This window comes from Aciduliprofundum sp. MAR08-339 (genome assembly GCF_000327505.1).
Lineage (GTDB): Archaea > Thermoplasmatota > Thermoplasmata > Thermoplasmatales > Aciduliprofundaceae > Aciduliprofundum.
In genome coordinates, this window is the sequence record NC_019942.1 from 1,057,155 (window position 1) to 1,081,072 (window position 23,918).

The window sequence follows — 23,918 nt, forward strand, 5'->3', positions numbered from 1 at the left end:
ATGTGTTGAGGGCCATTATCTGTATATCTCTCATTATTATTCTGACCTTTGCCTACGCCTCTGGAGAGAGCGTGAACACAGACTGGAATGTCAGTTACAGGGCGGATCATTTTAGGGTTTCATCACAGGGAGGATGGATCAGTATAACCTTGGAAAACGGGTTTGCTTCCCTTACAACGATACTTTCAAACATAACCACACATCCCGAAGAGGGCGCCAGGGTAAGTGTAAACGTTCAAATTCATATCTCCCCCTCCACGCTAATGTCCGGGATGAAAATAATCATAGGAAACGATACTGTGTTCAAAAGTGTGCTGACAGACGGGAATAAAACTGTAGAGTTTTATCTTCTTAAAAGTTACAATGCTACCGAACGCTTTGCAGTGATTTTCTATGACTTTGGTGGCTCAATGGATGTGAAAATGAGCCCAATTCATGTTGAAAAATCCAAAAACGGCCTGAACGAGGGGATCCTTCTCTCCGGAATCGGCATGGGTGTGGTATTCTCCGTTCTGGGAATTCTTGCAGTGGTGATGTACTCATTTGCAAGATTCATGGGTGATGAGGAAAAGAATAATAAGGATGAAAAGCCTTCAAAGAAGATTGATACGAGTTCAAGGAGTGTGGAAGAAATGGATGAAGAGGTAATAGCTGCTATAACAGGTGCCATAAGCCTGTATCTGGGTGGCAGAAGGTTCAGGATAATAAGTGTTAAACCATCTCCCTGGAAATATTATGGGAGAATGGCGGGAATGAGGCGATTGAGATGAAGAGGAAGTTTAAGGTTGTTGTTAACGGTAGAGAGTACACCGTTGAAGTGGAGGAGCTGGGTGAACCTTCAACGTCCAATGTGCAACCCGTGTCCATCACACCTGCAAGTGTTCCGGTAAATACCTCCCCCAAATCAAAGGAGAATGTTTCTACTGAAACGGTTGAGGGTGCGGTGACTGCTCCGATGCCAGGTAAGATACTGGATATCAGAGTCAAGGTTGGAGATCCTGTGAAAAAAGGAGAGGTGCTTCTGATCCTGGAGGCAATGAAAATGGAGAATGAGATAGTATCGCCCAAGAACGGTAAGGTAAGAGAGATTATGGTTAATGTGGGAGATACCGTGGATAGGGGTGCACCCTTGATAGTTATAGAGTGAGGTCAACATGTTCGGAGTGCTGGGGGAACTTCTTGGTTTCCTCTCTCTAAACTGGAAGGAAGCTGTTATGATCATAGTCGGATTGCTCTTCATTACCTTGGGAATAAAGTATAAAATGGAGCCATTGCTTCTTATCCCCATAGGCTTCAGTGCGGTAATAGTTAACCTGCCTCTGAGTGGACTGACTGAGGCGCCTCATGGATTCCTCTACCTTGTTTACAAGTATTTGATAAGTACAGAGGCCATTCCGCTCCTCATATTTTTAGGTATAGGTGCAATGACTGATTTCGAGCCTCTGCTTGCCAACCCAAAGACCTTTCTTCTTGGGGCAGCAGCTCAGATTGGAATTTACTGTGCCATGCTTGCTGCCCTTATTTTCGGATTTAATATAAATCAGGCAGCGGCCATAGGTATAATTGGAGGGGCGGATGGGCCCACCACAATCTACACGGCTACAAAACTTGCTCCAGATATTCTGGGTGCCGTTGCGGTGGCTGCCTATTCGTACATGTCCATGGTTCCGCTCATTCAGCCGCCTGTAATAAGGGCTCTCACCACTAAAAAGGAAAGAAGTGTCGTTATGAAGCCTCTGAGAAGGGTTGGAAAGAGAGAAAAAATTCTTTTTCCTATAGTTACAACAATTGTTGTTGGGCTGTTAGTTCCAACTGCCCTGCCTTTGATCGGAATGCTCATGTTTGGAAATCTTCTGAGAGAGTGCGGAGTCACTGAGAGATTGTCAAAAACTGTACAAAATGAGTTAATAAACATTGCCACCATATTTTTGGGACTAGGTGTGGGTTATATGATGACGGCCAGTAGATTTTTAACCATACAAACTGTTGAGATTCTTCTACTTGGTGTGTTTGCATTTGCAACAGCAACTGCCGGCGGGGTGTTGCTGGGTAAACTCTTCTACATACTCTCCCACGGTAAGATAAACCCCATAATTGGAGCGGCCGGAGTGAGCGCGGTGCCCATGAGCGCACGCGTGGTTCAGAGATTGGGTTCAAGGGAGAATCCTGGCAATTTTCTGCTCATGCATGCCATGGGTCCAAATGTGGCGGGTGTTATTGGATCTGCCATAGCGGCTGGGGTGTTCATTGCTTATCTGCTTTGAGTCTCATCTCCCTCTCCCTAAGAATTCTTAAAACCAGATCTTTCAGTTTTTCTGGATTTTCAAGTTTGAATTTCTCCCTGTACGGGCAATCCTCATCCCTCATTATATTGTCCATCTCTGGATCGTAGATGAAAGGATAAAACCTGCAACCCTCCGGTCTTTGCTCGTATATCATACACAGTCCCCGCTCATCTAGAAACACGCATTTTCCGTTCTTGTTTTTGAGGTAAAAGAATCCGTCCTCCTCATAGTAGAAATCTTTGTATCCCAGCGCTTTTATTCTTTTTACATCCTCCTCCGTGAGCATCATCTCCGTATTGTGGCAGCATGCGGAGCATCTGTATTTAATGCAGGGTAGCATTGATAATGGATATAACTTGAAAACTTAATCTTTTTTACGTGAAATTTTTAATCTTTAACATAATATCCCGTTATGAAGCTCTTGGCACTGGCTGATATTCACGGCTCTTGGAACGCACTCTACATGATTGATGAACTTTCCCAGGAATATGAATTCGACGCGGTGCTGATTGCCGGGGATATAACCAATTTCGGTCCTGCTGATTTTGCCCTTGAATTTTTGAATCATATTGAGAGGCCTGTGCTCGCGGTTCCTGGTAACTGCGATCCACCAGATGTGCTCGATGCCATAGAAAAAAGCAGAGCTGAAAATTTGCATGATAGAGCCGTTGTGCTTGGGAATCAAAAATTCATCGGGCTCGGTGGCACAAATGGAAGGGGCTTCACCATGGGCATAACATTCTCTGAGGATTATGCCTACAGTGTTTTCAGGAATTGCAGAGGGTGTGTATTTTTAACTCACCAGCCGCCCTTGGGCATACTTGACGATGTTGGGGGCAGACACATAGGAAGCAGGGGTATAAGAGATGCCGTTTTTGAGGCAAAGCCCAAGCTGGTTGTATCGGGGCATGTGCACGAGGCCAGAGGTTATAGATTCATAAAGGATATCCTCTTTGTCAATCCAGGACCTGCCAAGGACGGATACGCTGCTATTATCAATTTGCAGGGCATGAATGTTGAAATGATAGAAAAATAGGCAAAAATTTAATATTTAATGAGGATAATATCCATCAAGGAGGTATGACTATGGCTGAGGATGAAGATTTGGGCACCCTTAACCTGTGGGAGCAGGTTCAGAACTACTTAGCAAAGATTCAGAAGAGAGAGAAGGAAGTTAATGAACGCGCCCGCCAGCTGGATGAACGGGAGAAAAAACTCAAGGAGAGGGAAGAAAGGATTGCGGATCTTGAAAAGAAGGTTCAGGAGAAGGAGAAGTTGCTTGACAGGAAGAGCTCAGAGCTGGAAAATTATGCAAAGAAACTGGAAGAGGAGAAAAGCAAATACCAGCAGATGATAAAAGAACTTCAAAAGAGGGTTGCTGCTGTAACCTCTGCGGAGAGCGCGTTGAAGGAGTACGAAAAGACCCTGAAGACAACGAAGGATGAAATTGAGAAAAAACTTGGAGAGATATCGGCTTTGTACCGTGGCCTAACTGACCTCAGGGAAAAGATGATCCAAACCCTTGAATCCCTTGCCGGTGGTGAGGTTAAGGTTGAGGTTAAGGAAGCTCCTGGCACAAAGGAGGAGAAAAAGGAAGAATTTGAAGTTGTGATCGTGGATGGAGAGGAGTTTATCAAATGCCCACAGTGCGGAACCCTGAATTCTAAGGATGCAATAATGTGCTATAACTGCGGTTATGTCTTCAAGCCTGAAGAGTTGGAAAAGTGATATGCCAACATCTCCAGCCTATTTTTTATGTGATTTAAGCTCTGTGCGAGGATATCCCTATTATCGTATTCCTCGAGCACTCTACGTGCTCTCTCTTCGTTCATACCATCTGCAAATTTTATCATATTTTTGATTGCCCTTGTGAGTTCGTCCACGATGGTGATATCTGCAGTTTGGGCAGTTCTGGATAGTGGATTCAGATCTATGGTGATGACGAATTTTCCCATGTCCTTAAGTGCCTTTGTACGATCTCCATCTTCAAGGGGCACAAGCACTACATCTGCTGAATATATACCCTCCCTTGTGCATAGTGCCCTTGCATGTTCAAGGTTCGGAATCCTTGCATCTGGTTCAGCCCCTAGAATACTTGCACCCAGTTTTTCAAACTCGTTCACGATTTTCCTTATTCTTTCCTCGGTGCGATAGAAAAGGTTTACCTCAATTTTTGTGTTTAAGGCTCTAGCAAATTGAATCACATCCGGAGCTGCCAGGGCTGTTACATTTCCATTCACAGAGATCACGGGGTTTTCTGCAAGGAACAATCTTGCCACTGCGGCCTCCTCTGCTCTCAATGCAAAATTCTCGCTTCTCTCACCGATGAGGTAATCGAAGGTTTCCCCCCTTCCGTGGGCTATCAGACCTGCATGGGCAACTATCCCCTTTTTAAAACCTTCTATTATCCTTTCCCTCTTCATTAGGGATTCGTACCTCGGATGGCTTTTCGGTATCATAGATCGCCAATGCTTCAGGAGGATAAACTTTTTTCTATCTCGGTGTTTAGTTCCTTGATAAAGTTCTCCTCTGTGCCCTTTGGAATGGTAGCCCCTGCAGCAATGTCGTGGCCCCCGCCATTGCCACCAAATTTCTGGGAAAGTTTGCGCATCAAATCTCCCAGATGAACTTTTTTTACTATTTTCTGGGTGCCCCTTGCTGATATGTGGACCATGTTGTCAGAGTATATCCCAAGCGTGACCTTTCTATCGTCAAGTATGTAAAGGGAACCTATGGTTGCCAGAGAGGATGCGAGATAACTGTTGTTTACGAAGAAGTACTGGAGATGGGACAACTCAAATAGGTTATCCAGCATAGAATATATCCCTTCAATAACCCTGCTCTTGTATTCCTTTCTGAGAACTTCCATTTTTTCTTTTGCGCTTTCATCACCCAGTACGTAGCTAAGGGCAATGCTCTGATTATCGGTACGGGCTGAAGAATCGATGAGCTCTGTGAGGTACCTTATGCTTGTTCCATCCACGCCCACATCCATATCAATTATTTTTCTCCCAATTGTTGAAACCTTGCTGTGCTTCAGTAGATTCATTGTAAGTGCAGAGACCAATTTTGTTCTCTCCCTCTCTGATAGTTCTTCAAAATCTTTCGTTGGAGGTATTTTTATTTTTCTCAGGAATTCTTCGATGGCCTCTTGGTTTCCAGATAGCCCGAAAAAGAAGGGCTCTGTGGAGTAAAGAATGGAATCAACCACGTTTCCGTGGAGTACCACAACATCTTCCACCCTCAGGCCCAGTTTTTCAAATATTTCTCTGTTAATTCCAGTGAACCCTCCCAGATGCTGTTTATCGCCAAACACCCCTGCAAGGAAGAATTTTGCCATACTTGGATCATCCGCAAGCATGTATGATAGTGTGCTGGCGCAGGCGTCATGGGAGCCGTTGTACCCGTCAAGATGCGGGTTCACGTGTATGATGTTTTCATTGTCTCCTGGTGGCTTGTGGTGGTCCAGCACAATCACATTTCCCTCAAGAGAATCAATAAGTCCAGAACCGAGATCCGTCATTATGACGTACTCTTCGTCCTGGATAATTTTCAAAATAGTGTCCTTTTCCACATTGCGAAAGAATGAGATGTGAAATCTCTTGCCTCTTTTTAAAAGGTATCTGGCCACAATCCCCCCTGAGCAAACACCATCAACGTCGTAGTGGGTGATAATCCTAAAATTATCACCCTCTTCAATGAGTTTTCGGGCTCTTTTTAACCTCTCTTGAATGACAGAGGACATCACTTCACCAGGAGCTCAGCCTCTTTCAGGCTGTATTTCCAGTCCTGTGGTAACTTCCCAACACGCTTGTAGTACTTCTCCAGGCGTCTTATCTTTGCCTCTACAAGTTGCAGGCCCCTCTTGTTTCCCAGATCTTTTGGATGTGATGCAAGATGGTTGTTTAACTTTACAGCCTTTCTCATAAGGGCCATTAAATCATCTGGAATTTGAGGGGCAAGCCCATTTTCCTGAAGTATTTTACCTATACTCATTCCGGTAACAAGTTTTACGTCGGGCACCCCGTATTCGTCCCTCAGAATGGTGCCAATCATGGCCTGGGAGTGCCCCTCTCTGCTCAGTTCTATAACCTTCTCTATGATCTCATCTTTGCTCATATCCACCCAATCGGGCTTCTCGGTTCTGAAAGGCCTTCTTGATCCGGATCTTCCCTTCCTTCTAGCGTGAATCCTGCCCATAAATTTCACCTTTGGGTGGCTAATATTATCAAATACTTAAAGATTTTCTTCTATGCATTTATTCTGGAATAACCACACCATCCACCGTTCTGGACTTTCCGAGAAGATGCAGGTACGCTGTATATGCTGCTATTATGGCATCCACTTCGTGCTTGTTCCTAGCACCATCAACTGAGAAATCTTTGAAGTAGGAGAGCATTTCCATCTTATTTCTTTTGTAAAATCCGAGAATCTTTGCGGTTGCCGTTGGAAACACCTCAATCACCTTAAATCCCTTTTTTTCAAAATCTTCCTTTAATTTCAAGCCTCTTCTCGCAAGAAGTCTGATTGAGGGAATCTTGAGACTCATGGCCCCATATCTTTTCAGATATCTCTCTGCGTAACGATCTTTGAGGGTTAGAGGAGCATCTATTGCTATGACACTCGGGTTAATATGAACAATGAAGTTCAATATTTCAAAATCATAAAAAAGTGTGAGGGTTTTAATTTTCGAACCATCCATTATGGCGATTCCCGTTGGATTTCTCTCCTTTGCAGCTAGATCTATTCCTATTATTCTCACAGAAATGCAATTGAATGCTCCCTATTTACGCTTTTCTTTTTTATGAGACTTTCCACATTCTTTGGAGTGTCCATTTCGTGTACCACAAACTTGCTCTCCCTTTCATCCTGGAATGGCCTAACTTTTTTCCTTTTCCTCGCGTGTTTTGTTGTTTTTCTTTGCTTACTAACAGGTTGATTAATGGGATATTCGTAAGGGTACGGGGGCTGTTGTGCAGGAGGGTATTGGGGGTACTGGGGAGACCCGTACTGCTGTGGGTACTGTGGGAAATTTTGAGGTTGCGGCTGAACTTGGGGATGCATGGGCTGTGGGGCGTAGCCATACATTGGCTGTGGCGTATAATGGCCAATGGGCTCTGGATTTGGGACATATTCGCGAGGGGCTCTGCGTCTAGGAGTGTCCATCTCTTCTTCATCTTCAACACTTTCCACATCTCTTTCCCTCTCTATTTTGAATGGTTTTATCTTTTTCTTCGGTCTCACTACCTCTCTGTATATGCCCCTTTCAAGTATGATCTGTCTGCTAACAGCTCCTCCTATGAAGGCAAAGGAAAGCATGATAAAAAATGATGGAGGTGCATAGTAAATATAATGCTCAATGTAGGTGCCCACATTCATGGCCACCCTTGTGCTAACCTGTAGGTATTGAATAAAGGGAAGTGCAGCAGTGGATGTGAGCAAGGTTCCACCAAAGTATGTTTTCACAGCGGGAGGCATGTTTATGAGCCCCTCATTTATGGCATGTACTGCCATGAAGTAAAGTGCTATTGGCACGGCCATTGCTATTAGCCCCTTTATGGGTCCTCCTGCCTTCCTTCCTGTTATGTACCCTATTATTATGGGCCCCAATATGGGAATCCACCAGAGGGTGGAGAGAAGAGCGATAGAGTATATCACGGCTGATCCCATGTTGTAAGGGTATTTTTTCATATCAACCACCATCAGACATTTGTCATATAATTGTATGACAAAATGGTATTTAAACCTTTTGCGAATAATTACATATTTTAAGCATTATTCTCGGAAGATGCTGGAAGATTTAAGAGAAACATTTAAATACTATTGTGATGTTATCTGTCATGAATCTGACATGATATGTTATCATGTCAGACAAAATATTTGCCAGAAGGTGATGGGATGTATCTTAAAGCCATTGAGCTTGAAAATTTCAAATCATTCGGCAGAAGGACAAGATTGGAGTTTAAAAAGGGTTTTACAGCCATAAGTGGTCCCAACGGAAGTGGTAAAAGCAACATAACTGATGCCATACTCTTCGTTCTGGGACCGAAATCCTCCAAGAAGATAAGGGCTCAGAGGCTTACTGACCTGATATACAATGGGGGCAAGAATGGGAGGCCTGCTGATTACTGCAAGGTTAGTTTGATTTTTGATAACCGTGACCGTGTTTTGCCCATCGATGAGGATGAGGTAAAGCTCACAAGGTACATAAAAAGGGCCAACAACGAGGAGGGATACAACAGTTATTTTTACATAAACGGCGATCGTGCCAGGCTTCAGGATTTCAATTCCATTCTTATGCATGCAAAGATCAGTGCAGATGGATATAATTTTGTGCAGCAGGGAGATGTGACGAGCATAGTCAAGATGACTCCCACAGAGCGGAGGATCATTTTGGATGATATTGCGGGCATAACAAAGTTCGATAGCGATATCAAGAAGGCTGAGGATGATAGACGCATAACGGAGGAGAACATGGGTCGCATCGAGGTGCGGCTGGATGAGATAAAGAGGAACATGGAAAAATTGGAGAGAGATAGGCAAATTGCACTGCGTTACAGGGAACTGGAAGAGAAGATGCTGGAGACAAATGCAAAAATTGCCTATTCGGCTATGAAGGAGGCCGAAATGTCCATCCAATCTCTCAGAAGGCAGTTGGATGGGATAACGGAGAATATAAATAATCTAAGGAAGGAGATAAATGCCAGAGAAGAGGAGGAGAGGGAGGTTGAAAGGAAAATTGACGAAATAGACAGGAAGATCAAGGCCATGGGAATGGAAGAGATATCCAAGATGAGCAAAAAAATTGAGGATTTGAAGATAAAATATGCTGAGGTCAAGATGGACAAGGAGAACAAGGAGTACCGTGTTGAGGAGATGAGGGATGAGATAAAAAATCTTGAAACTCTCCTTGCCCAGATCAGGAAGGATAAAAAATCAAAAATTGATGAGTTAAATGTCCTCAGGAGTGATAGGGATTCCATAAAGAAGGAATATGAGGGCAAGTTTAGGGAGTTGAAGACCAAGGAGCAGAATCTTGGTCAGGCCAACAGGAAATTCAAGGAACTGCAGAACGAGGTCACTAAAATAGAGGGGGAGATCAAAAATTTGAGAAAGGTTTATGCCTCAAAGGTTGATGAGGAGAATAGGATAAAGGGGGAGATCAGCAGGATAAGGGGAGAAATAGCATCCAAGGAGGAGAGTATAAAGGATGTTGAAGCAGCCATAAGGGATGCAGAGTGGAGGATCTCCCAGTTCAAGAACGAGACAAGAGATTTTGAGAAGGAGAAAAAATCCTTGGAGAAGCGGTACTACGATCTCAGCAACGAAGAATCCAGGCTTTCAAAGGAGTTGCAACAGAAGGAAAAACTCGTCACCCAGCTTACAGCCGAGTACGAGAAGGTAAAGGCTAGGATGGAAGGAAGCGAAGATTCTCTGAGCAGGGCTGTTATGGCCATTCTCGCTGCAAGGGATAGGGGAGAGTTGAGGGGAATATACGGCACCATAGCCGAACTCGGAAATGTGGATGATAAATACGCTCTTGCCATTGAGATTGCCGCTGGAACCAGGATGATGAGCATAGTTTGTGAGAATGATGATGCTGCTGCCAGGGCCATAGAGTACCTGAAGAAGAACAGGCTTGGAAGGGCCATATTCTTGCCTCTCAACAAGATGCTCCGTGGAAGGCCCAGGGGCAAGGCAATACTCGCTGCCAGAGATTCTCATGCCTTGGGATTTGCCATGGACCTAATAAGTTTTGACAAGAAATTTGAGGCAGCATTCTGGTACGTGTTTGGAGACACCGTTATTGTGGACAATCTTGACAATGCTCGTAGATTGATGGGCGGTGTGCGTCTTGTCACTCTTGATGGGCAACTCATAGAGGCAAGCGGTGCCATGGTAGGAGGAAGTGTGGAGAGGAGAAAGAAGATAAGCATGGGCAATCTGGAGGAAATTGGACGCAAATTAAGGGAAGCGATGAGCGAGCGTGATGAAATCAGATCAAGACTGGAGAGTTTGAGAGAGGAACTTGAAGATGTGATAAGAAAAATAAGAGAGTTGAAGGCCCAGGATAACAGCTCCCAGATTGCAATATGGAACGAGGAGAGGAAGAGAAACCAGGAAAAACTCAAAATCTTGCGCTCGCAGGTGAAGAAACTTGAGGATGAAATCCAGAATTACGAGAAGATTCTTGAAAGTGTGAGGGCTGAAGAGGAGGAGATAAAGGGGAAGATTGAAGGAATGGAGAAGATGGAATCCAAGATGCGGGAAGAGATGCAGAGACTCATTCCCGAGAACGTATCTTCTGAGATCAATGCACTCCGGGATGAGGTAGAATCCCTAAGGGTGAAATTGGAGAGCACTGAGAAGGAGATCGTGCGTGTTGAGGGGGAGGTAAAGACCCTTCAATCCAGGGAGGACGATGCCCTTGCAGATAAGAAGAAGAAAGAGAGTGGCATAGAGAACCTGCTCAATGAGATAAGGAACCTTGAGATGCAAATGGAAAATTTGAAGGTTGAGCGTCGCAAACTTGAAGAGATTTTAGAGAGGGAGAAGAGCAAGGTCCAGGGATTGGTGGACGAGCGTGATGCTCTGGTGAAGAGGATAGAGAGTATAAAGGAGGAAATTGCCCAGAAGAAGTGGGATATAGAGGTGAATGAGGGACTTAAAATTCATGTGATTGCAAATCTGAAAACCCAGGAGGCAAATTATGAGGAGGCGAAGAAGGATTACGAGAGTTACGGAATAGAGGTACACAGCGTCGAGACCGTGGCGAGGCTCAAGAACATCCTCAAGGATTTGCAATCTCAGATGCTTTCTCTAGGTCCTGTGAATATGAGGAGCATTGAGGAGTATGAGGAGGAACGGAAGAGATACGAGACCTTGAGGGAGGAGTACAACAGGTTGAAGGAAGAGAGGAAGAATCTACTCAATCTTGTCAAGGAACTCAATGGGAAGAAGAAGGATGGGTTGATGAAGGTATTCAACGCCATAAACGAGAACTTCAAGAAGATATACAAGGAGGTAAGCAACGGTGGAGATGCGGAACTTGTGCTTGAGAACCCAGATGATCCATTCAAAGGAGGTCTGATAATACGCGTGAAGCCTGTGGGTAAGAAGTTCGTACTTCTTGACTCTCTGAGCGGTGGAGAGAAGAGTCTGACTGCCCTTGCCTTCATATTTGCAATTCAGCAGTACGATCCATCTCCATTTTACGTGCTTGACGAGGTTGACATGTTCTTGGACGGTGTGAACGCAGAGATGGTTGGAAGGATAATAAAGAGAAACTCAGCCACGGCCCAGTTCATCGTCATATCCCTCAGAAAGGCCACATTGAAATTTGCAGATTATGTCATAGGTGTGACTCACAGGGGAGATGGTCTCTCCCGTGTATTCATTCAGAAGGTTCCGGAGGTGGAAGAAGGTGCAGCATGAACTCACAGATCATCTTATGTACTACAAAGCGCTTTTAGACGAGGACATTGATATTGATTATTACATCCACATGGCCCGTACCCTGGAGGAGGGCATACATATATCCGCGAAGAATCCTGTGGACAAGGCGGTGGCCATAGCATTTGAACTTGTTCTTGATGAAAAACTCGACCCTTGGAAAATAGACCTCATGAAATTCACAAAGCTCTACCTTGAAAGGATAAGGAAGGAGAGGGAAATAGATTTCATCATCGCTGGCAGGATAATATACATGGCGTGGAATGTACTGATGAAGAAGAGCAAGGATGTGCTTGAAGAGGCCGAAAGAGAGATGTACTATGTGGACGAGGATTTCTTCGATATTGATGTGGGTGCCTTTGAATTTGATGAGGAAGAATTTGTGGAGCCAAGTATTGAGATAAAGGAACCTGTGAGACGTGAGGAAGAGCGCCCCGTTAGTTTGATGGAACTCATTCAGGCCATAAACGAAGCAAGAAGGGAAGTAGAGATAAAGAAAAGACAGCGCAAGATTCGTGAAAAGTTCAAGTTCAATCTGGATGAGAAGGTTCATCGTGAGGATCTGGAGGAGGAGATAAAGGAGGTTTGGGCCAGGTTGAGTGAGGTTCATGGTGAGGAGATTTCTCTCAGTATGGTATACGATGGAACAAGGGAGGATTTCATCAAGGTTTTTCTCTCTCTTCTATTCCTTGAGAAATTTGATAAGGTGGAACTGCATCAGGATGTGCCTTACGGGGAGATAACCATAAAAATACTGATACCGGAGGAGCTGAGAAACATAGAGTTTATAAATCCTCCAGAAATAAGTTTGGAAACTATTTAACCCTTTCAAACTCTTTTTCCATTTCCTCAAAAATCTTTTCCAATCTCTTTGCAGCCCTCTTTATTGCCGCCTGGGGCTTTCCACTTTTCACCCTTATTTTAAGGGTGGGATTTTCAAGGTATGGGTGCTCATAGTGGTAAATGGCCTGCTCAACCATGTCATCCCTGTTGAGTTCCTCAACCAGGGGAATCAAAAGGGTTCTGTCCGCGTTCACAACTTCCAGAACCATCTCGTTTTTCTCCTTTGAAATTATCCTGAACTCCATTTCCTTCATATTGTGGGTTAAATTTCGCTATTATTTAATTATTCCGCCCCTGTCGCATAAGTTTAAAATACCAAGAAGCCAATATGGAAAACGGTGCTTGAATATGCCTAAGGATTTCGTGGATAGCGGTGACATAATCGATTATGATTACGATAAGGAGGAACTGCAGAGGCAGGTGCGGATTCTGGAGGATGAAAAACGTTATCTTGAGGCAGAACTGCGTAGATTGCAGGGCGAGATTGAGCGTCTCCGAAAGGAGATAAACCGTATGAAGACCCCTCCCCTTCTTGTGGGAACCATTGAGGATGTTATTGATGATAACAAGATCGTTGTGAGAAGCAGTGCAGGTCCAACATTCATTGTTAACGTATCCTCCTATGTGCCCAGGGAATCCATAAAACCAGGTGCCAAGGTTGCACTAAACAAGCAGACCTTTGCCATAGTCCATATGATTCCTGAATCCTACGATCCATCCATTGCTGCGGCTGAAATAATTGAGAAGCCAAACGTGACATACGATGATATTGGAGGGTTGGATAAGCAGATTAGAGAGATCCGGGAGGCGGTGGAACTTCCCCTTCTGAAGCCAGAGCTCTATAAGAAGGTCGGTATTGAGCCGCCAAAGGGTGTGCTTCTGGCAGGCCCTCCGGGCACGGGAAAAACCCTGCTCGCCAAGGCGGTGGCCCACCATACCCACGCAACGTTTATCCGCACTGTGGGGAGCGAGTTGGTACGTAAGTACATTGGGGAGGGAGCAAAACTTGTGCGAGAACTGTTTGATCTTGCGAGGAAAAAGGCGCCGAGCATAGTTTTCATTGACGAGATAGATGCAATAGGTGCCAGGCGCCTTGATATGGCCACATCCGGGGATAGGGAAGTGCAGCGTACCCTCATGCAACTTCTGGCGGAACTTGACGGATTTGAGCCCCTGGATAATGTGAAGATAATCGCAGCCACAAACAGACCTGATATACTTGATGAGGCTCTACTCAGGCCCGGAAGGTTTGACAGGATCATTCAGGTGCCCTATCCCGATTACGATGCCCGTGTTGAGATTCTCAAGATCCACACGAGGCGCATGAACCTTAAGGATGTGGACCTTGAGAGAGTTGCCAAGAAGACAGATGGGTTCAGTGGCGCTGATCTCAAGGTAATATGTATGGAGGCGGGAATGTTCGCCATCCGCGATGAGCGGGACTACGTTACCCATGATGACTTTGAGAAGGCAATAAGAAAATTCCTTCACGCGGATGAGATGAGAAAAGAAGCACCGGGTGAGATGTTCGCATAAACAGAATTGCCAGAAGGGATGGATAAATGAGCGCGATAGATGTTAATACGGCAAGTGGGGAATATACGAATAATGGGCTTAAAAAGGTTGGAATAATCTACGGCGATGTGGGTACCACTGAGTTTCTATGCCATGTGACTGGAAATCTGGAGCAGGGGGATTACGTTCAGGTGTACCACGAACGTTTTGGTTGGGTTCTTGGAAAGGTTGATGAGATAAAGAGGAAAACCAATCTTACCCTTGAAAAGGCTGTTAGAATGGCCAATGAGGATCTGAAGATAAATGAGGTTGTCTCTGCCATGGTGGTTGTTATAGGCTATCGTGATGAGCGTGGACTTCTTCAATTTCCGCGCACGCCCTTCAATGTGGGCAGTGTGGTTTACAAGGCCGAGGAAGAGTTCATAAAGAGGGTAATTGGCATCAAGGATATAAGTGAAAAGGGAGCATATATTGGACGTCTCTACAGGTACAGAAAGATCCCCATTTACCTGGACATAAACGTTTTGGTGCAGAAGCATGTGAGCATACTTGCAAAGACAGGAGCGGGCAAGAGCTACTTCACAGGAGTGCTTCTTGAAGAACTTCTTAAGCACAATGTAACGGCTGTGGTCATTGATCCCCACGGAGAGTACATTTCCCTCAGCACTCCTGGAAAGAAAACGAAGATGCATGGAGTATTCGGCGTTACACCCCGTGGTTACGCATCAAAAATAAAGGTATTCTCCCCGGATGTGCAGCTTAACAAGGGTAAGCCTTTAAAGTTCACCCTTGCATCCATGAGTCCCCGTGAACTGTTGAATCTGATGAACCTTGATGCTAGGCAGTACCTAATACCTCTCCGCAAGGCAATGGATTTGCTAAAGACCTCCAAGCAGTATTTCAACATACGTGATGTTATTCGCATTCTTGAAAGTGAAGAGAATAACTCTCTTGCACCCCTCATAGCCCAGCTTGAGTACCTTGATGAGATGGGTGTGTTTGACAGGAAAGGAACAAGGTTGGGAGATATTGTGCAGCAGGGGAAACTCTCAATAATAAATCTGAGGGGAGTGCCCCCGGATATTCAGGAACTGGTTGTTCAGAGGCTCTCCATGGCGCTGTTTGAGTTGAGAAAGAGGAACAAGATCCCACCACTTATGCTTGTTATTGAAGAGGCTCACAATTATGCGCCCCAGCAGGGAACGGCCTCATCCACAAAAATTTTAAGAACAATTGCCTCGGAGGGCCGGAAATTCGGGCTAGGGCTCTGCATAATATCCCAGAGACCTGCCAAGGTGGACAAGAATATTCTATCCCAGTGCAACACGCAGATTATTCTCCGCGTGACCAATCCAAACGATCTCCGCGCAATTGGCAACTCGGTTGAGGGCCTGACTAAGGGCTCACTTGAGGAGATACAGCGCTTGCCCGTGGGTGTGGCCCTGGTGACAGGTGGAAATATTCCCATGCCTCTGTTTGTGGAAATTAGACCTCGGGAAACTAAACATGGTGGAGAGAGCGTGAAGGTGGTTTGAGGCATCATCTTTTTATCCATTTGTCCATATCCTCATCTATGGAAATAGACGATAAGACCCTTCATCATTATTTTGAAATAACGAGGAAGGCGTACGAAAAGGTCAGGATCTCCGTGCCTGAGAACTCTCATCTTTACCCCATAGCCAGGGATTTTCTGGGCATGGCCAGGGCCTACATAGAGGATGCAGAGTACTTTCGAAAAAAGGGAGATTATGTAAGGGCCCTGGGAGCAATTTATTACGCCCATGGCTGGCTAGATGCGGGAGCCAGATTGGGTATTTTTGATGTTGAAGATGACCACACTCTGTTCACGCTTGCAAGGTGATTAAACCTGTCCCACTGCCAGGAATTTATCTTTTTTTCTTATAACTATACCCTTCTGCACAAGTTCCTCAAATATCCTTTCTGCATTTCTGAATATCCCCCTCTCCTCCAGTTTTCTTTCAAAGTAGAAGAAGTCCCAGCCCTCTGGACGGAGAACGTTGAGTTCCCATAGGATTCGGTTTATGGCTCTTTCAAATCTCCTTTTCTCGCTGAGTGCAGATATCTCACTCCTGAGCCTATCCTGTAATGCATCCTCTATTCTCTCAAAAAGAATGGTGTAGATATTCAGCACCTTTCCCAGGGGATCACCCATGCCCAGTCTCTCCCAGGAGTTTATCAACCTTCCGATGTGCTCCCCAAATCCGTTCACATCAGAAATGTCCATAAGTATTCCCATCTTCATAGCCTCTGAGAGCAGGGGAAATTCGGAGTCAATCTTTCTCATAATTCTCTCCTTCATCGGGATTATTGCATTTATGTCTATTTCTGGCTGAATAACATGCCTGTGCAGTACGTAGGTGGCTATGTCAAGGGAGTATTCGCGAAGTTCAGAATCATCCACCTGCACCTCTTCCCTATAAGGTATGAAGGCAAGTTCTGCAGAGTTGATCAGATTTTCCATTTTTACTGTGGCATCTGTTATTGCACTCTTCTCCCATTCCCTCCCTCTCCGGGTCTCGTAAAACTTTGCCGCTTTGCTGCTCTTCATCTTCTCGTACTTTATTCTCAGAGCGCTTCTGATGCTCACCTTCAGCGGCTCTTCGTATATCAGTTCCACCCTCATTGAATTCTTCGTTAAAATGGGGTTGAGCCCCTTTACAATGCTCTCAATATCCTTAAAATTTGAAGCGTAATTCTCGGATAGGGGGGTGAGAAGCGATACTGTGCATCCTCCAATTCTCGTTAGATAATTACCAGACGACATAAAGAAGGAAAGCATCACATCCCTGGTGGATTCTGCGAATGCCATGTCAAATACGTTGTATATTTTCCCACCGTCCAAGGAGGGAGCGTCACCGATCAGATACTTCTCCACCTGCATTTTTCTCGCATCTTCCACAAGCAGAAATCTTCCGTGGAGTGGAGAAAACTGGGATAGGTCGTATACCCTTCCCTCCACAAAACCGAATGAAAAGTTGAGTTTTACCCAGTGGGGTATGAGAACTGGCATAACTGGGTAACCATTTTGTGGAAATGGGGTTATGCCCTTGATTGTAAAATCACCAATCTTGGGAGACAGGGACCTCCAGAGAAGGTCTCTTATGTGCTGTGCATTCGGAACTCTGACTATGAAACCTTCAAAGCTGCGATGCTCTCCAATTTTCAAAGTACCTCCCAAAAATTTCGATTTGAGTTTTTCCGGAAGAGGAGTTGGTAGAATGTAATCCTCTATCATCTGTACACGCTGTACTTGTAAAGCAGGTCTATCAATCTTTTCGCCAGTTTTTCGTCTATAACACCTTCATCCTTCTTCTTCAGAATGTACTCCTTTGCTTCCCTTATTCCCTGATTTGATGCCTTTGCGTATATGCTACCCTTGAGAGAACCCTGCACACCCTCGGGAAGCTCCTTGAGTGCCTGACCCAGCATGTAGCGAAACTCGAAGTCCTTTCTCATATTCAGTTTTCTTATCTTCTTCACGGCATACCCATGGTCTACGGGATAATATAAGTTGTGGTCAGAACTCCTCAAGATCGCTCTGGAACCTTATCTTCTCTCCATCAATGGGTACCGGGTACTCTCCCGTCAGGCACCCTAGGCAGATATCCTCCCTTGGCAGTCCTATCGCCTTCACGAGCCCATCAATGCTTATGTATCCAAGAGAGTCTGCTCCTATGACCCTTCTTATCTCTTCCACACTCTTTCCGGCGGCTATGAATTGCTCACGCGTTTTCATATCAATGCCAAGATAGCAGGGTGCGATTATGGGAGGGGAGCCTATGCGGACATGCACTTCCTTTGCTCCTGCATCCTTCAGCATCCTCACGATTTTTCGCATGGTGTTTCCCCGTACTATGCTATCGTCCACAAGCACAATTCTCTTTCCATCCACAACAGATTTAACGGGACTGAGTTTCATATTTATTTCCATCACCCTTGTTTCCTGGGATGGAAGAATGAAGGTGCGCTCCACGTATCTGTTCTTCATAAGTCCCTCTGCGTAGGGGATACCGCTTCCTTCAGAGAATCCCAGGGCATGGGCTCTTCCGGAATCGGGAACGGGAACAACCACATCTGCATTTGCGGGATGTTCCTTTGCAAGAATATGCCCAATTCTGCGACGTACATCGTAAACCAGTTGCCCATCAATTATGCTATCGGCCCTTGCAAAGTAAACATACTCAAACATGCAGTGAGCGTAATGTTGTTTCCTGAATACATGGTGGCTTACAAAACCATCTTCTCTTATCTCAACAATCTCTCCCGGCTGCACATCTCTGGTGAATGTGCCACCTATGGCATGGAACGCGGTGCTTTCAGATGCAACCCCGAATCCTCCGTTTATCTCCCCCAGTGCAAGTGGCCTGATTCCAAAGGGGTCCCGAATGGCAAACAGGCGGCTGTCTATGAGAATGACAAGGGAGAAGGATCCCTTAAGCATCCGAACCATGTTCTTCAAACTCTCAATTACATCGTGCTTGCTCAACTCGTAGGCAAGTAATCTGGCTATGATTTCGCTGTCTGCCTTTGTCACAAATGCAGAACCTGCCCTTCCCAAAAAATCCTGCAGTTCCCGGACATTCACTATTTCCCCATTGTGCGCCACTGCGATCCTGTACTCCTTCGTGTAAATTTTTATGGGCTGGGCGTTCTCCTCTATTGAACCTCCTGTGGTGGAGTACCTTACATGCCCAATACCCACTTTACCTCTCAGATGATTCAGAATCTGAGAATTGAAAACCTCGTGAACTAGTCCCATCCCCCTGTGTATAAGAATATCCTCGTTGGCGTATGTGGCTATGCCCGCGCTCTCCTGACCCCTATGTTGAAGAGCGCGAAGGGAAAAATAAAGCAGTTGAGAAACATCAAATTTGGAAACAAAACCTGCTATCCCGCAGTACTCATTTCTTCTTTTTAGCCCACGCATAGGAGCGCATTCTTGGGGCAGGATAGCCACAGTGGGAGCACCTCTTTGTATGCACGTTATAGGTTTTGTGTCCGCATCTTCTGCACACTATGTGTGTGGGCGTTCTGTTTCGCTTACCCTTTGATGCTGTACCTTTCGTCATTTTTGCTCACCTCAAGGTGGAGATATGTAAATTACATTATCTCCTCTCACGATCACAACGTTATGCACGCCTTTGGATTCTCCATTTATTATTTCTTCCACATTTTTCAGCACGAGATTGAGATGCTGGTCGTATCCATCCAGCACTCCACGATACTCTTTATTGCCCTTCATCGCGACAAGCACGGGCTTGTTGAGGCTTTCGTGGAGAACATGCAGAGGTTTCAGTTGTTCTGTCATCTTTACCACTACGCCCCTTTATTTAATTCCCATATTTAAATTTTGGCTTGGGCGCAACGCCAAATTTATATATCCCCTCATTATTTCCGTTTTTGGGCAGGCGTAGTGTAGTCTGGCAGCACAAGGGCCTTCCAAGCCCTTAGCCCGGGTTCAAATCCCGGCGCCTGCACTATTTCAAAACCCTTACTTTTAGTAAATTTGTTTTTATGTAGATCCCAATTCACAAGCAACGGGTAAGGCTAGGTATGCTCGCATCATCAAATAATTTTTTAATTATATGTCAAACAGAACCTTGGCACATCCCCTTTCCGGATCTACTTTCAATTCATGATAGGTGACGGCCTTTATCTCAGTCTTTATTCCATGCTTTTTCTTCCTGTACGGTTCGCCCCAGCAGGTTGCATCCAGACGATATCCGTCCTTGAGTTTTTTTATTCTCACATCAAATTTTCCCATAACGAAGAGTTCTGTGGAGAATACGTAGAGCAGTTCGGAGAGCCAGTCAACCATGAGATCCTCCAGGGTTGGTGATGATACGGATACCCTGTACCTCCCCGCATGTTGAATTCTTTCAGCATTTAAAATTATGTCAAACATTGCGTACGCGGCCTTCTCAAAGAGTTCTTCCAGTGTTTTCCCACGCACGATTATGCCCACGTCTGCTGTGTGGTCAAAGATTTCATAATCGTATTCCACACCGGGAAAAGCGAAATGTAGAATTTAAATTTTTCTTAGGGCTAATATTTATTAGAGAGAACCATTTCCCCAATTAAGGTGTGGAAAAATGGACAGCGAGGAGGCACGGAAAAAATACGAGTTTCGGAGGTATCTGGAGGAACTTGAGAAATACGAGGGTAGAGGCACCGAGCTCATATCCGTTTACGTACCTCCAAAGCGCCCCATTTCGGATGTGATAGCATACCTGCGGGATGAGTATGGAACCTCGGCAAATATAAAGAGCAAAACCACACGAAAGAATGTTATGAGCGCAATTGAGAGCATAATGTCTCGCTTGAAGTACTTCAAGATGCCCCCTCCAAACGGTCTGGTGGTTTTTGTGGGACATGTCATAAAGCGAGGGGATCAGACCGAGATGGTTTCATACGTTTTTGAGCCTCCAGAGCCAGTGCAGTCCTTTATTTATAAATGTGATTCTAAATTCTATCTTGAGCCCCTGAAGGCAATGCTGGGGGATAAGGACATATACGGGCTTCTGGTCATAGACAGGAAGGAAGCCACCATTGGATTTCTGAAGGGCACCAGAATTGAGGTTGTGAAGCATCTGGATAGCATGGTTCCCAGCAAGCATCACCAGGGAGGGCAGTCATCGCGAAGATTTGAGAGACTCATAGAACTTGCCGTGCACGAATTTTTCAAGAAGGTTGGAGACAAGGCCAACGAGGTATTCCTCGCCGAAGAAAGGCTCAAGGGCATACTTGTCGGTGGTCCAGGAGGCACGAAGGATAGTTTTCTAAAGGGTGATTACCTGCATCATGAACTTAAAAAGAAGATAATTGAGGTTTTTGATGTGGGTTATACAGACGAGTATGGACTACATGAACTCGTGGAAAAGGCATCAACCACGCTGAAAAACCTTGAGGTTTTCCGTGAGAGGCAATTGCTTCAGAGATTTTTCAAGGAGATCAGAAAGCCCGATGGGGGACTGGCTCTTTACGGAGAGATGGAAGTTCGTGAGGCTCTTGAGCGTGGTGCTGTGGATGTGCTTCTTATCTCCGATAGTTTGAGAAGATACAGGGTTACCTGGAAATGCCCCCAGTGTGGGTATGAAATAAAGGAAACTGTGAAGGGCGCGATTCCAGAAAAAACATGTCCAAACTGCGGTTCAGTAATGGACACGGTGGAAAAAAAGGACCTGATAGAGGAGTACTACGATATAGCAGAGCAGTTCAACACTCAGGTTGAACTCATCTCCGATGAAAGTGAAGAGGGAAAAATATTTTCAAAGGCTTTTGGTGGTATAGCCGCAATACTGCGCTATCGCTGATTATTTTTTAAGGGTAAGTACAACCACATCCCGTACAGAGCGCATTGTCTGGAACGGCATTATCAACCTGCCCTGGGCATCCTTTTTGAATCCCCTTGCATCAAAATCTTCAGCGGGAATTATCAGCATGTGCATTATTTTGCCCGTCTCCGTGTCTATCACGAAATTGTCAATGGTTCCGAGAATCATCCCGTCATCCGTCATGGCAGTTTTTCCTCTCAATTCCGTTACGAACTTCTTCATATTACCACCTCACGAGTAGTAGCCCAAATCCTCCTTTTTGGTTTTAACACCCTTACTCAACTCTAACCCAATGTTTTCGTAGTATTTTATTGTTTCTTTGTCCAGAGAGGGATGTACTATTTTCAGCGCCTCTTCAAAGTGTTTCATGCCAACCTTTTCACTATCTTCCCTTATGGCAGCCATTCCAGCCTCCCTGCACAGATTTTCCAGATCCGCTCCCGTGTAGAATTCCGTCTCTCCTGCAATTTTCTCCAGTGATACATCTTCGGAAAGGGGCATGTTGCGGGTATGAACCTTTAAAATTTCAAGCCTAGCCTTCTCATCTGGAGGGGGTATGTAGACTATCCTGTCTATTCTTCCGGGCCTGAGTAATGCAGGGTCCACAATATCTGGGCGATTCGTAGCCGCAATGACAACCACACCCTCCATTTTTGTGAGCCCGTCCATGGAGGTTAGAAGTTGATTCACAATTCTCTCGGTCACGCCGGAACCCGCGTAGTAACCGCGGCGGGGGGCAATGGAGTCTATCTCATCGAGAAAGACTATGCAGGGTGAGGATTGCTTTGCCTTTTTGAAGATCTCCCTTATGGCCTTCTCACTCTCGCCAACCCACTTGCTCATGACCTCTGGCCCCTTTATGCTTATGAAATTTGCCTCACTCTCGGTGGCGACTGCCTTGGCCAGCAGGGTTTTTCCTGTGCCCGGGGGACCGTAGAGAAGCACACCCTTGGAGGGTCTTATCCCCATCTCCTTGAATTTCTGTGGCTCCTTTAGGGGCAGTTCAATGGCCTCCTTCAGTACCCTTTTTGCCTCCTCCAGATCACCTATCTCATCCCAGTGGACGGAGGGTATTTCGATCATAACCTCACGCAGAACACTGGGCTCTATCTCCTTAAGTGCCTCTTTGAAATCCTCCCTCTTTACCTTCATATTTTCAAGGATCTCGGTGGGTACGGGCTTATCCAGATCTATCTGGGGAAGGTATCTGCGAAGCGCTTTCATGGCAGCCTCCCTTGCAAGCGCAGCAAGATCTGCACCCACAAATCCGTGGGTGAGCTCTGCAAGTTCTTCAAGCAGCTTATCTCTATCTTCAGGAGTGCCCTCAATTGGCATACCTCTTGTGTGAATTTGAAGAATCTCCTTTCTTCCCTTCTTGTCAGGTATACCAATTTCAATTTCTCTGTCAAACCTGCCAGGCCTGCGCAGGGCGGGGTCTATGGCATCTATCCTGTTTGTTGCTCCTATAACAATTATGTGCCCCCTCCTGCTCAAACCATCCATAAGTGTTAGAAGCTGGGCAACCACCCTTCTCTCAACCTCACCTGTTACCTCCTCCCTCTTTGGAGCGATACTGTCAATCTCGTCAATGAATATTATGCTTGGTGCATTTTTCTGAGCCTTTTGGAAGATATCCCTCAACCTTTGCTCACTCTGTCCATAGAACTTGCTCATTATCTCAGGCCCGTTTATGGCGTAAAAATTCGCATTGCTTTCATTGGCCACTGCCTTTGCTATGAGAGTTTTTCCCGTGCCCGGGGGACCGTAGAGAAGCACACCCTTGGGAGGCTCAATTCCCAATCTTTCAAACAGTTCTGGATGTTTCAGAGGTAACTCGATCATCTCTCGAACCTTCTGAAGTTCGCTCTCCAGTCCTCCTATGTCCTCGTAGGTAACGTGCTCAAGCTCCTCCTCCATCTCGGTGGGTGGTTCCTCTCTCACCTCTATGACTGTCTGTACTCCCACCTGAACAACCTTCTTTCCCGGCAGGGTTTTTACAACCTGAAAAAGTATGCCTGTGCGCCCCATGAGGGTTATGTTAGGTACAACTATCTCATCCCCCTCAACCAGGGGTCTTTTGAGCAGAACCCTTCTTATAAACTCGCCTATGCCCTCCCCGAATCTGAGTCTCTGGTTTTTCCCGATAAGTGGAGCAATCACAATTTTTTCGGCCTCAACGGGTTCGGCCTTTCTGACGCGAACCTTATCACCAACGGTGACCTTGGCATTGCGTCTTATGTGTCCATCTATCCTTATTATTCCGCGGCCCTCATCCTCCTGCTTGGCCCTGAAAACCCTCGCGACTGTTACCCGTTTTCCTTCAATCTCTATTACATCACCTACCTCCAGACCAAGCATGAGGCGTGATGAGGTATCCAACCTCGCTCTTCCGAGACCGACATCCATCTGTGGAGCCTCTGCAACTCTGAGTATGAGTTCCTTTTCCATGGGGCACGCAAACTCCGAA

The 23,918-nt window shown here is 45.6% G+C and carries 26 protein-coding genes and 1 tRNA gene; 12 read left to right on the forward strand and 15 right to left on the reverse strand.

What is annotated here, in order from left to right:
- The first annotated feature begins 5 nt into the window (after window positions 1-5).
- The 3 genes from ACIM339_RS05750 to ACIM339_RS05760 are packed head-to-tail and all read left to right on the forward strand — an operon-like array spanning window position 6 to window position 2,264.
- Window positions 6-770: an OadG family protein gene (locus tag ACIM339_RS05750; RefSeq protein ID WP_052309860.1), complete on the forward strand. Its 765-nt coding sequence runs from the start codon at window positions 6-8 to the stop codon at window positions 768-770.
- Window positions 767-1,147 carry a biotin/lipoyl-containing protein gene (locus tag ACIM339_RS05755; RefSeq protein ID WP_015283672.1) on the forward strand — a complete coding sequence of 127 codons (381 nt, stop codon included), beginning with the start codon at window positions 767-769 and terminating at the stop codon, window positions 1,145-1,147. Before ACIM339_RS05750 ends, ACIM339_RS05755 begins: the two co-directional genes overlap by 4 nt.
- A gap of 7 nt (window positions 1,148-1,154) precedes the next feature.
- Entirely contained in the window at window positions 1,155-2,264 is a 1,110-nt protein-coding gene (locus ACIM339_RS05760; protein ID WP_015283673.1) for a sodium ion-translocating decarboxylase subunit beta, read from the forward strand.
- Here the strand turns inward: ACIM339_RS05760 and ACIM339_RS05765 are convergent.
- The gene (locus tag ACIM339_RS05765) at window positions 2,245-2,625 is read right to left on the reverse strand and encodes a YkgJ family cysteine cluster protein (RefSeq protein WP_015283674.1); all 381 of its coding nucleotides are present in this window, start codon (window positions 2,623-2,625) and stop codon (window positions 2,245-2,247) included. The genes ACIM339_RS05760 and ACIM339_RS05765 overlap by 20 nt on opposite strands.
- Window positions 2,626-2,697: 72 nt before the next feature.
- On the opposite strand from ACIM339_RS05765, the gene ACIM339_RS05770 reads away from it, so the two are divergent.
- Entirely contained in the window at window positions 2,698-3,321 is a 624-nt protein-coding gene (locus ACIM339_RS05770; protein WP_015283675.1) for a metallophosphoesterase, read from the forward strand.
- Between the two features lie 50 nt (window positions 3,322-3,371).
- Window positions 3,372-4,013, forward strand: coding sequence for a zinc ribbon domain-containing protein (locus ACIM339_RS05775; protein ID WP_015283676.1), 642 nt, complete (start codon window positions 3,372-3,374; stop codon window positions 4,011-4,013).
- Here ACIM339_RS05775 and ACIM339_RS05780 read toward each other — a convergent pair.
- From ACIM339_RS05780 to ACIM339_RS05800, 5 genes are read right to left on the reverse strand one after another with little or no spacing between them, the layout of a single operon-like run.
- On the reverse strand, window positions 3,980-4,744 hold the full coding sequence (locus tag ACIM339_RS05780) for a 4-phosphopantoate--beta-alanine ligase (RefSeq protein ID WP_015283677.1): 765 nt from the start codon (window positions 4,742-4,744) through the stop codon (window positions 3,980-3,982). The two genes, ACIM339_RS05775 and ACIM339_RS05780, sit on opposite strands and share 34 nt — an antisense overlap.
- Before the next feature lie 14 nt (window positions 4,745-4,758).
- The gene (locus ACIM339_RS05785; protein ID WP_015283678.1) at window positions 4,759-6,030 is read right to left on the reverse strand and encodes a DHH family phosphoesterase; all 1,272 of its coding nucleotides are present in this window, start codon (window positions 6,028-6,030) and stop codon (window positions 4,759-4,761) included.
- Complete coding sequence (locus ACIM339_RS05790; RefSeq protein WP_015283679.1) at window positions 6,030-6,485, reverse strand: 30S ribosomal protein S15; 456 nt, start codon at window positions 6,483-6,485, stop codon at window positions 6,030-6,032. The genes ACIM339_RS05785 and ACIM339_RS05790 overlap by 1 nt, the downstream gene beginning before the upstream one ends.
- Before the next feature lie 58 nt (window positions 6,486-6,543).
- Window positions 6,544-7,047, reverse strand: coding sequence for a DUF429 domain-containing protein (locus tag ACIM339_RS05795; RefSeq protein ID WP_015283680.1), 504 nt, complete (start codon window positions 7,045-7,047; stop codon window positions 6,544-6,546).
- Window positions 7,044-7,976 carry a hypothetical protein gene (locus ACIM339_RS05800; RefSeq protein ID WP_015283681.1) on the reverse strand — a complete coding sequence of 311 codons (933 nt, stop codon included), beginning with the start codon at window positions 7,974-7,976 and terminating at the stop codon, window positions 7,044-7,046. The genes ACIM339_RS05795 and ACIM339_RS05800 overlap by 4 nt, the downstream gene beginning before the upstream one ends.
- A gap of 207 nt (window positions 7,977-8,183) precedes the next feature.
- On the opposite strand from ACIM339_RS05800, the gene smc reads away from it, so the two are divergent.
- Together smc and ACIM339_RS05810 are read left to right on the forward strand one after the other, a co-directional pair.
- Window positions 8,184-11,720 (forward strand): chromosome segregation protein SMC, encoded by a 3,537-nt coding sequence (gene smc / locus ACIM339_RS05805; protein WP_015283682.1) that lies wholly within the window; start codon window positions 8,184-8,186, stop codon window positions 11,718-11,720.
- On the forward strand, window positions 11,710-12,561 hold the full coding sequence (locus ACIM339_RS05810) for a segregation/condensation protein A (RefSeq protein WP_048103836.1): 852 nt from the start codon (window positions 11,710-11,712) through the stop codon (window positions 12,559-12,561). The genes smc and ACIM339_RS05810 overlap by 11 nt, the downstream gene beginning before the upstream one ends.
- Here ACIM339_RS05810 and ACIM339_RS05815 read toward each other — a convergent pair.
- Complete coding sequence (locus tag ACIM339_RS05815) at window positions 12,554-12,835, reverse strand: DNA-directed RNA polymerase subunit L (protein ID WP_015283684.1); 282 nt, start codon at window positions 12,833-12,835, stop codon at window positions 12,554-12,556. The genes ACIM339_RS05810 and ACIM339_RS05815 overlap by 8 nt on opposite strands.
- Before the next feature lie 94 nt (window positions 12,836-12,929).
- Between ACIM339_RS05815 and ACIM339_RS05820 the strand changes: the two genes are divergently transcribed.
- The 3 genes from ACIM339_RS05820 to ACIM339_RS05830 are packed head-to-tail and all read left to right on the forward strand — an operon-like array spanning window position 12,930 to window position 15,957.
- A complete protein-coding gene (locus ACIM339_RS05820; RefSeq protein ID WP_015283685.1) occupies window positions 12,930-14,117 on the forward strand; it encodes a proteasome-activating nucleotidase in 1,188 nt (395 codons plus the stop codon).
- 26 nt (window positions 14,118-14,143) lie between these two features.
- Window positions 14,144-15,631 carry an ATP-binding protein gene (locus tag ACIM339_RS05825; protein ID WP_015283686.1) on the forward strand — a complete coding sequence of 496 codons (1,488 nt, stop codon included), beginning with the start codon at window positions 14,144-14,146 and terminating at the stop codon, window positions 15,629-15,631.
- 38 nt (window positions 15,632-15,669) lie between these two features.
- Window positions 15,670-15,957: a DUF357 domain-containing protein gene (locus ACIM339_RS05830; protein WP_015283687.1), complete on the forward strand. Its 288-nt coding sequence runs from the start codon at window positions 15,670-15,672 to the stop codon at window positions 15,955-15,957.
- On the opposite strand, the gene ACIM339_RS05835 is transcribed toward ACIM339_RS05830, so the two are convergent.
- Genes ACIM339_RS05835 through ACIM339_RS05850 form a run of 5 tightly spaced genes read right to left on the reverse strand, consistent with a single transcriptional unit; the run spans window position 15,958 to window position 19,425 of the window.
- Window positions 15,958-17,352, reverse strand: coding sequence for a hypothetical protein (locus ACIM339_RS05835; protein ID WP_015283688.1), 1,395 nt, complete (start codon window positions 17,350-17,352; stop codon window positions 15,958-15,960).
- The gene (locus ACIM339_RS05840) at window positions 17,349-17,597 is read right to left on the reverse strand and encodes a hypothetical protein (RefSeq protein WP_015283689.1); all 249 of its coding nucleotides are present in this window, start codon (window positions 17,595-17,597) and stop codon (window positions 17,349-17,351) included. Before ACIM339_RS05840 ends, ACIM339_RS05835 begins: the two co-directional genes overlap by 4 nt.
- A gap of 37 nt (window positions 17,598-17,634) precedes the next feature.
- On the reverse strand, window positions 17,635-19,044 hold the full coding sequence (gene purF / locus ACIM339_RS05845; RefSeq protein ID WP_015283690.1) for an amidophosphoribosyltransferase: 1,410 nt from the start codon (window positions 19,042-19,044) through the stop codon (window positions 17,635-17,637).
- Entirely contained in the window at window positions 19,019-19,186 is a 168-nt protein-coding gene (locus tag ACIM339_RS07845; protein ID WP_015283691.1) for a 50S ribosomal protein L37e, read from the reverse strand. Before ACIM339_RS07845 ends, purF begins: the two co-directional genes overlap by 26 nt.
- A gap of 11 nt (window positions 19,187-19,197) precedes the next feature.
- Window positions 19,198-19,425, reverse strand: coding sequence for an LSM domain-containing protein (locus tag ACIM339_RS05850; protein WP_015283692.1), 228 nt, complete (start codon window positions 19,423-19,425; stop codon window positions 19,198-19,200).
- Window positions 19,426-19,521: 96 nt separating this feature from the next.
- Here ACIM339_RS05850 and ACIM339_RS05855 point away from each other — a divergent pair.
- Window positions 19,522-19,594: transfer RNA gene (locus ACIM339_RS05855), tRNA-Gly, on the forward strand.
- 104 nt (window positions 19,595-19,698) lie between these two features.
- Here the strand turns inward: ACIM339_RS05855 and ACIM339_RS05860 are convergent.
- Window positions 19,699-20,121, reverse strand: coding sequence for an archease (locus tag ACIM339_RS05860; protein WP_015283693.1), 423 nt, complete (start codon window positions 20,119-20,121; stop codon window positions 19,699-19,701).
- Window positions 20,122-20,209: 88 nt separating this feature from the next.
- On the opposite strand from ACIM339_RS05860, the gene prf1 reads away from it, so the two are divergent.
- Complete coding sequence (gene prf1, locus ACIM339_RS05865; RefSeq protein WP_015283694.1) at window positions 20,210-21,430, forward strand: peptide chain release factor aRF-1; 1,221 nt, start codon at window positions 20,210-20,212, stop codon at window positions 21,428-21,430.
- On the opposite strand, the gene ACIM339_RS05870 is transcribed toward prf1, so the two are convergent.
- Window positions 21,431-21,673 (reverse strand): PRC-barrel domain-containing protein, encoded by a 243-nt coding sequence (locus tag ACIM339_RS05870; protein WP_015283695.1) that lies wholly within the window; start codon window positions 21,671-21,673, stop codon window positions 21,431-21,433.
- A 9-nt stretch (window positions 21,674-21,682) separates the two neighbouring features.
- Window positions 21,683-23,899, reverse strand: a complete 2,217-nt coding sequence (locus ACIM339_RS05875) for a CDC48 family AAA ATPase (RefSeq protein ID WP_015283696.1) — start codon at window positions 23,897-23,899, stop codon at window positions 21,683-21,685.
- Window positions 23,900-23,918 lie beyond the last annotated feature (19 nt).

What these genes read in the sequence shown, in the direction of transcription:
- ACIM339_RS05820 (WP_015283685.1), top strand. Translation starts at nt 12,930, where the DNA reads ATGCCTAAGGATTTCGTGGATAGCGGTGACATAATCGATTATGATTAC.
- ACIM339_RS05850 (WP_015283692.1), bottom strand. Translation starts at nt 19,425, where the DNA reads ATGACAGAACAACTGAAACCTCTGCATGTTCTCCACGAAAGCCTCAAC.
- ACIM339_RS05815 (WP_015283684.1), bottom strand. Translation starts at nt 12,835, where the DNA reads ATGAAGGAAATGGAGTTCAGGATAATTTCAAAGGAGAAAAACGAGATG.
- ACIM339_RS05780 (WP_015283677.1), bottom strand. Translation starts at nt 4,744, where the DNA reads ATGATACCGAAAAGCCATCCGAGGTACGAATCCCTAATGAAGAGGGAA.
- ACIM339_RS05770 (WP_015283675.1), top strand. Translation starts at nt 2,698, where the DNA reads ATGAAGCTCTTGGCACTGGCTGATATTCACGGCTCTTGGAACGCACTC.
- ACIM339_RS05755 (WP_015283672.1), top strand. Translation starts at nt 767, where the DNA reads ATGAAGAGGAAGTTTAAGGTTGTTGTTAACGGTAGAGAGTACACCGTT.
- ACIM339_RS05800 (WP_015283681.1), bottom strand. Translation starts at nt 7,976, where the DNA reads ATGAAAAAATACCCTTACAACATGGGATCAGCCGTGATATACTCTATC.
- smc (WP_015283682.1), top strand. Translation starts at nt 8,184, where the DNA reads ATGTATCTTAAAGCCATTGAGCTTGAAAATTTCAAATCATTCGGCAGA.
- ACIM339_RS05835 (WP_015283688.1), bottom strand. Translation starts at nt 17,352, where the DNA reads ATGATAGAGGATTACATTCTACCAACTCCTCTTCCGGAAAAACTCAAA.
- ACIM339_RS05870 (WP_015283695.1), bottom strand. Translation starts at nt 21,673, where the DNA reads ATGAAGAAGTTCGTAACGGAATTGAGAGGAAAAACTGCCATGACGGAT.
- ACIM339_RS05760 (WP_015283673.1), top strand. Translation starts at nt 1,155, where the DNA reads ATGTTCGGAGTGCTGGGGGAACTTCTTGGTTTCCTCTCTCTAAACTGG.
- ACIM339_RS05825 (WP_015283686.1), top strand. Translation starts at nt 14,144, where the DNA reads ATGAGCGCGATAGATGTTAATACGGCAAGTGGGGAATATACGAATAAT.
- ACIM339_RS05790 (WP_015283679.1), bottom strand. Translation starts at nt 6,485, where the DNA reads ATGGGCAGGATTCACGCTAGAAGGAAGGGAAGATCCGGATCAAGAAGG.
- ACIM339_RS05830 (WP_015283687.1), top strand. Translation starts at nt 15,670, where the DNA reads ATGGAAATAGACGATAAGACCCTTCATCATTATTTTGAAATAACGAGG.
- purF (WP_015283690.1), bottom strand. Translation starts at nt 19,044, where the DNA reads ATGCGTGGGCTAAAAAGAAGAAATGAGTACTGCGGGATAGCAGGTTTT.
- ACIM339_RS07845 (WP_015283691.1), bottom strand. Translation starts at nt 19,186, where the DNA reads ATGACGAAAGGTACAGCATCAAAGGGTAAGCGAAACAGAACGCCCACA.
- prf1 (WP_015283694.1), top strand. Translation starts at nt 20,210, where the DNA reads ATGGACAGCGAGGAGGCACGGAAAAAATACGAGTTTCGGAGGTATCTG.
- ACIM339_RS05875 (WP_015283696.1), bottom strand. Translation starts at nt 23,899, where the DNA reads ATGGAAAAGGAACTCATACTCAGAGTTGCAGAGGCTCCACAGATGGAT.
- ACIM339_RS05765 (WP_015283674.1), bottom strand. Translation starts at nt 2,625, where the DNA reads ATGCTACCCTGCATTAAATACAGATGCTCCGCATGCTGCCACAATACG.
- ACIM339_RS05785 (WP_015283678.1), bottom strand. Translation starts at nt 6,030, where the DNA reads ATGTCCTCTGTCATTCAAGAGAGGTTAAAAAGAGCCCGAAAACTCATT.
- ACIM339_RS05775 (WP_015283676.1), top strand. Translation starts at nt 3,372, where the DNA reads ATGGCTGAGGATGAAGATTTGGGCACCCTTAACCTGTGGGAGCAGGTT.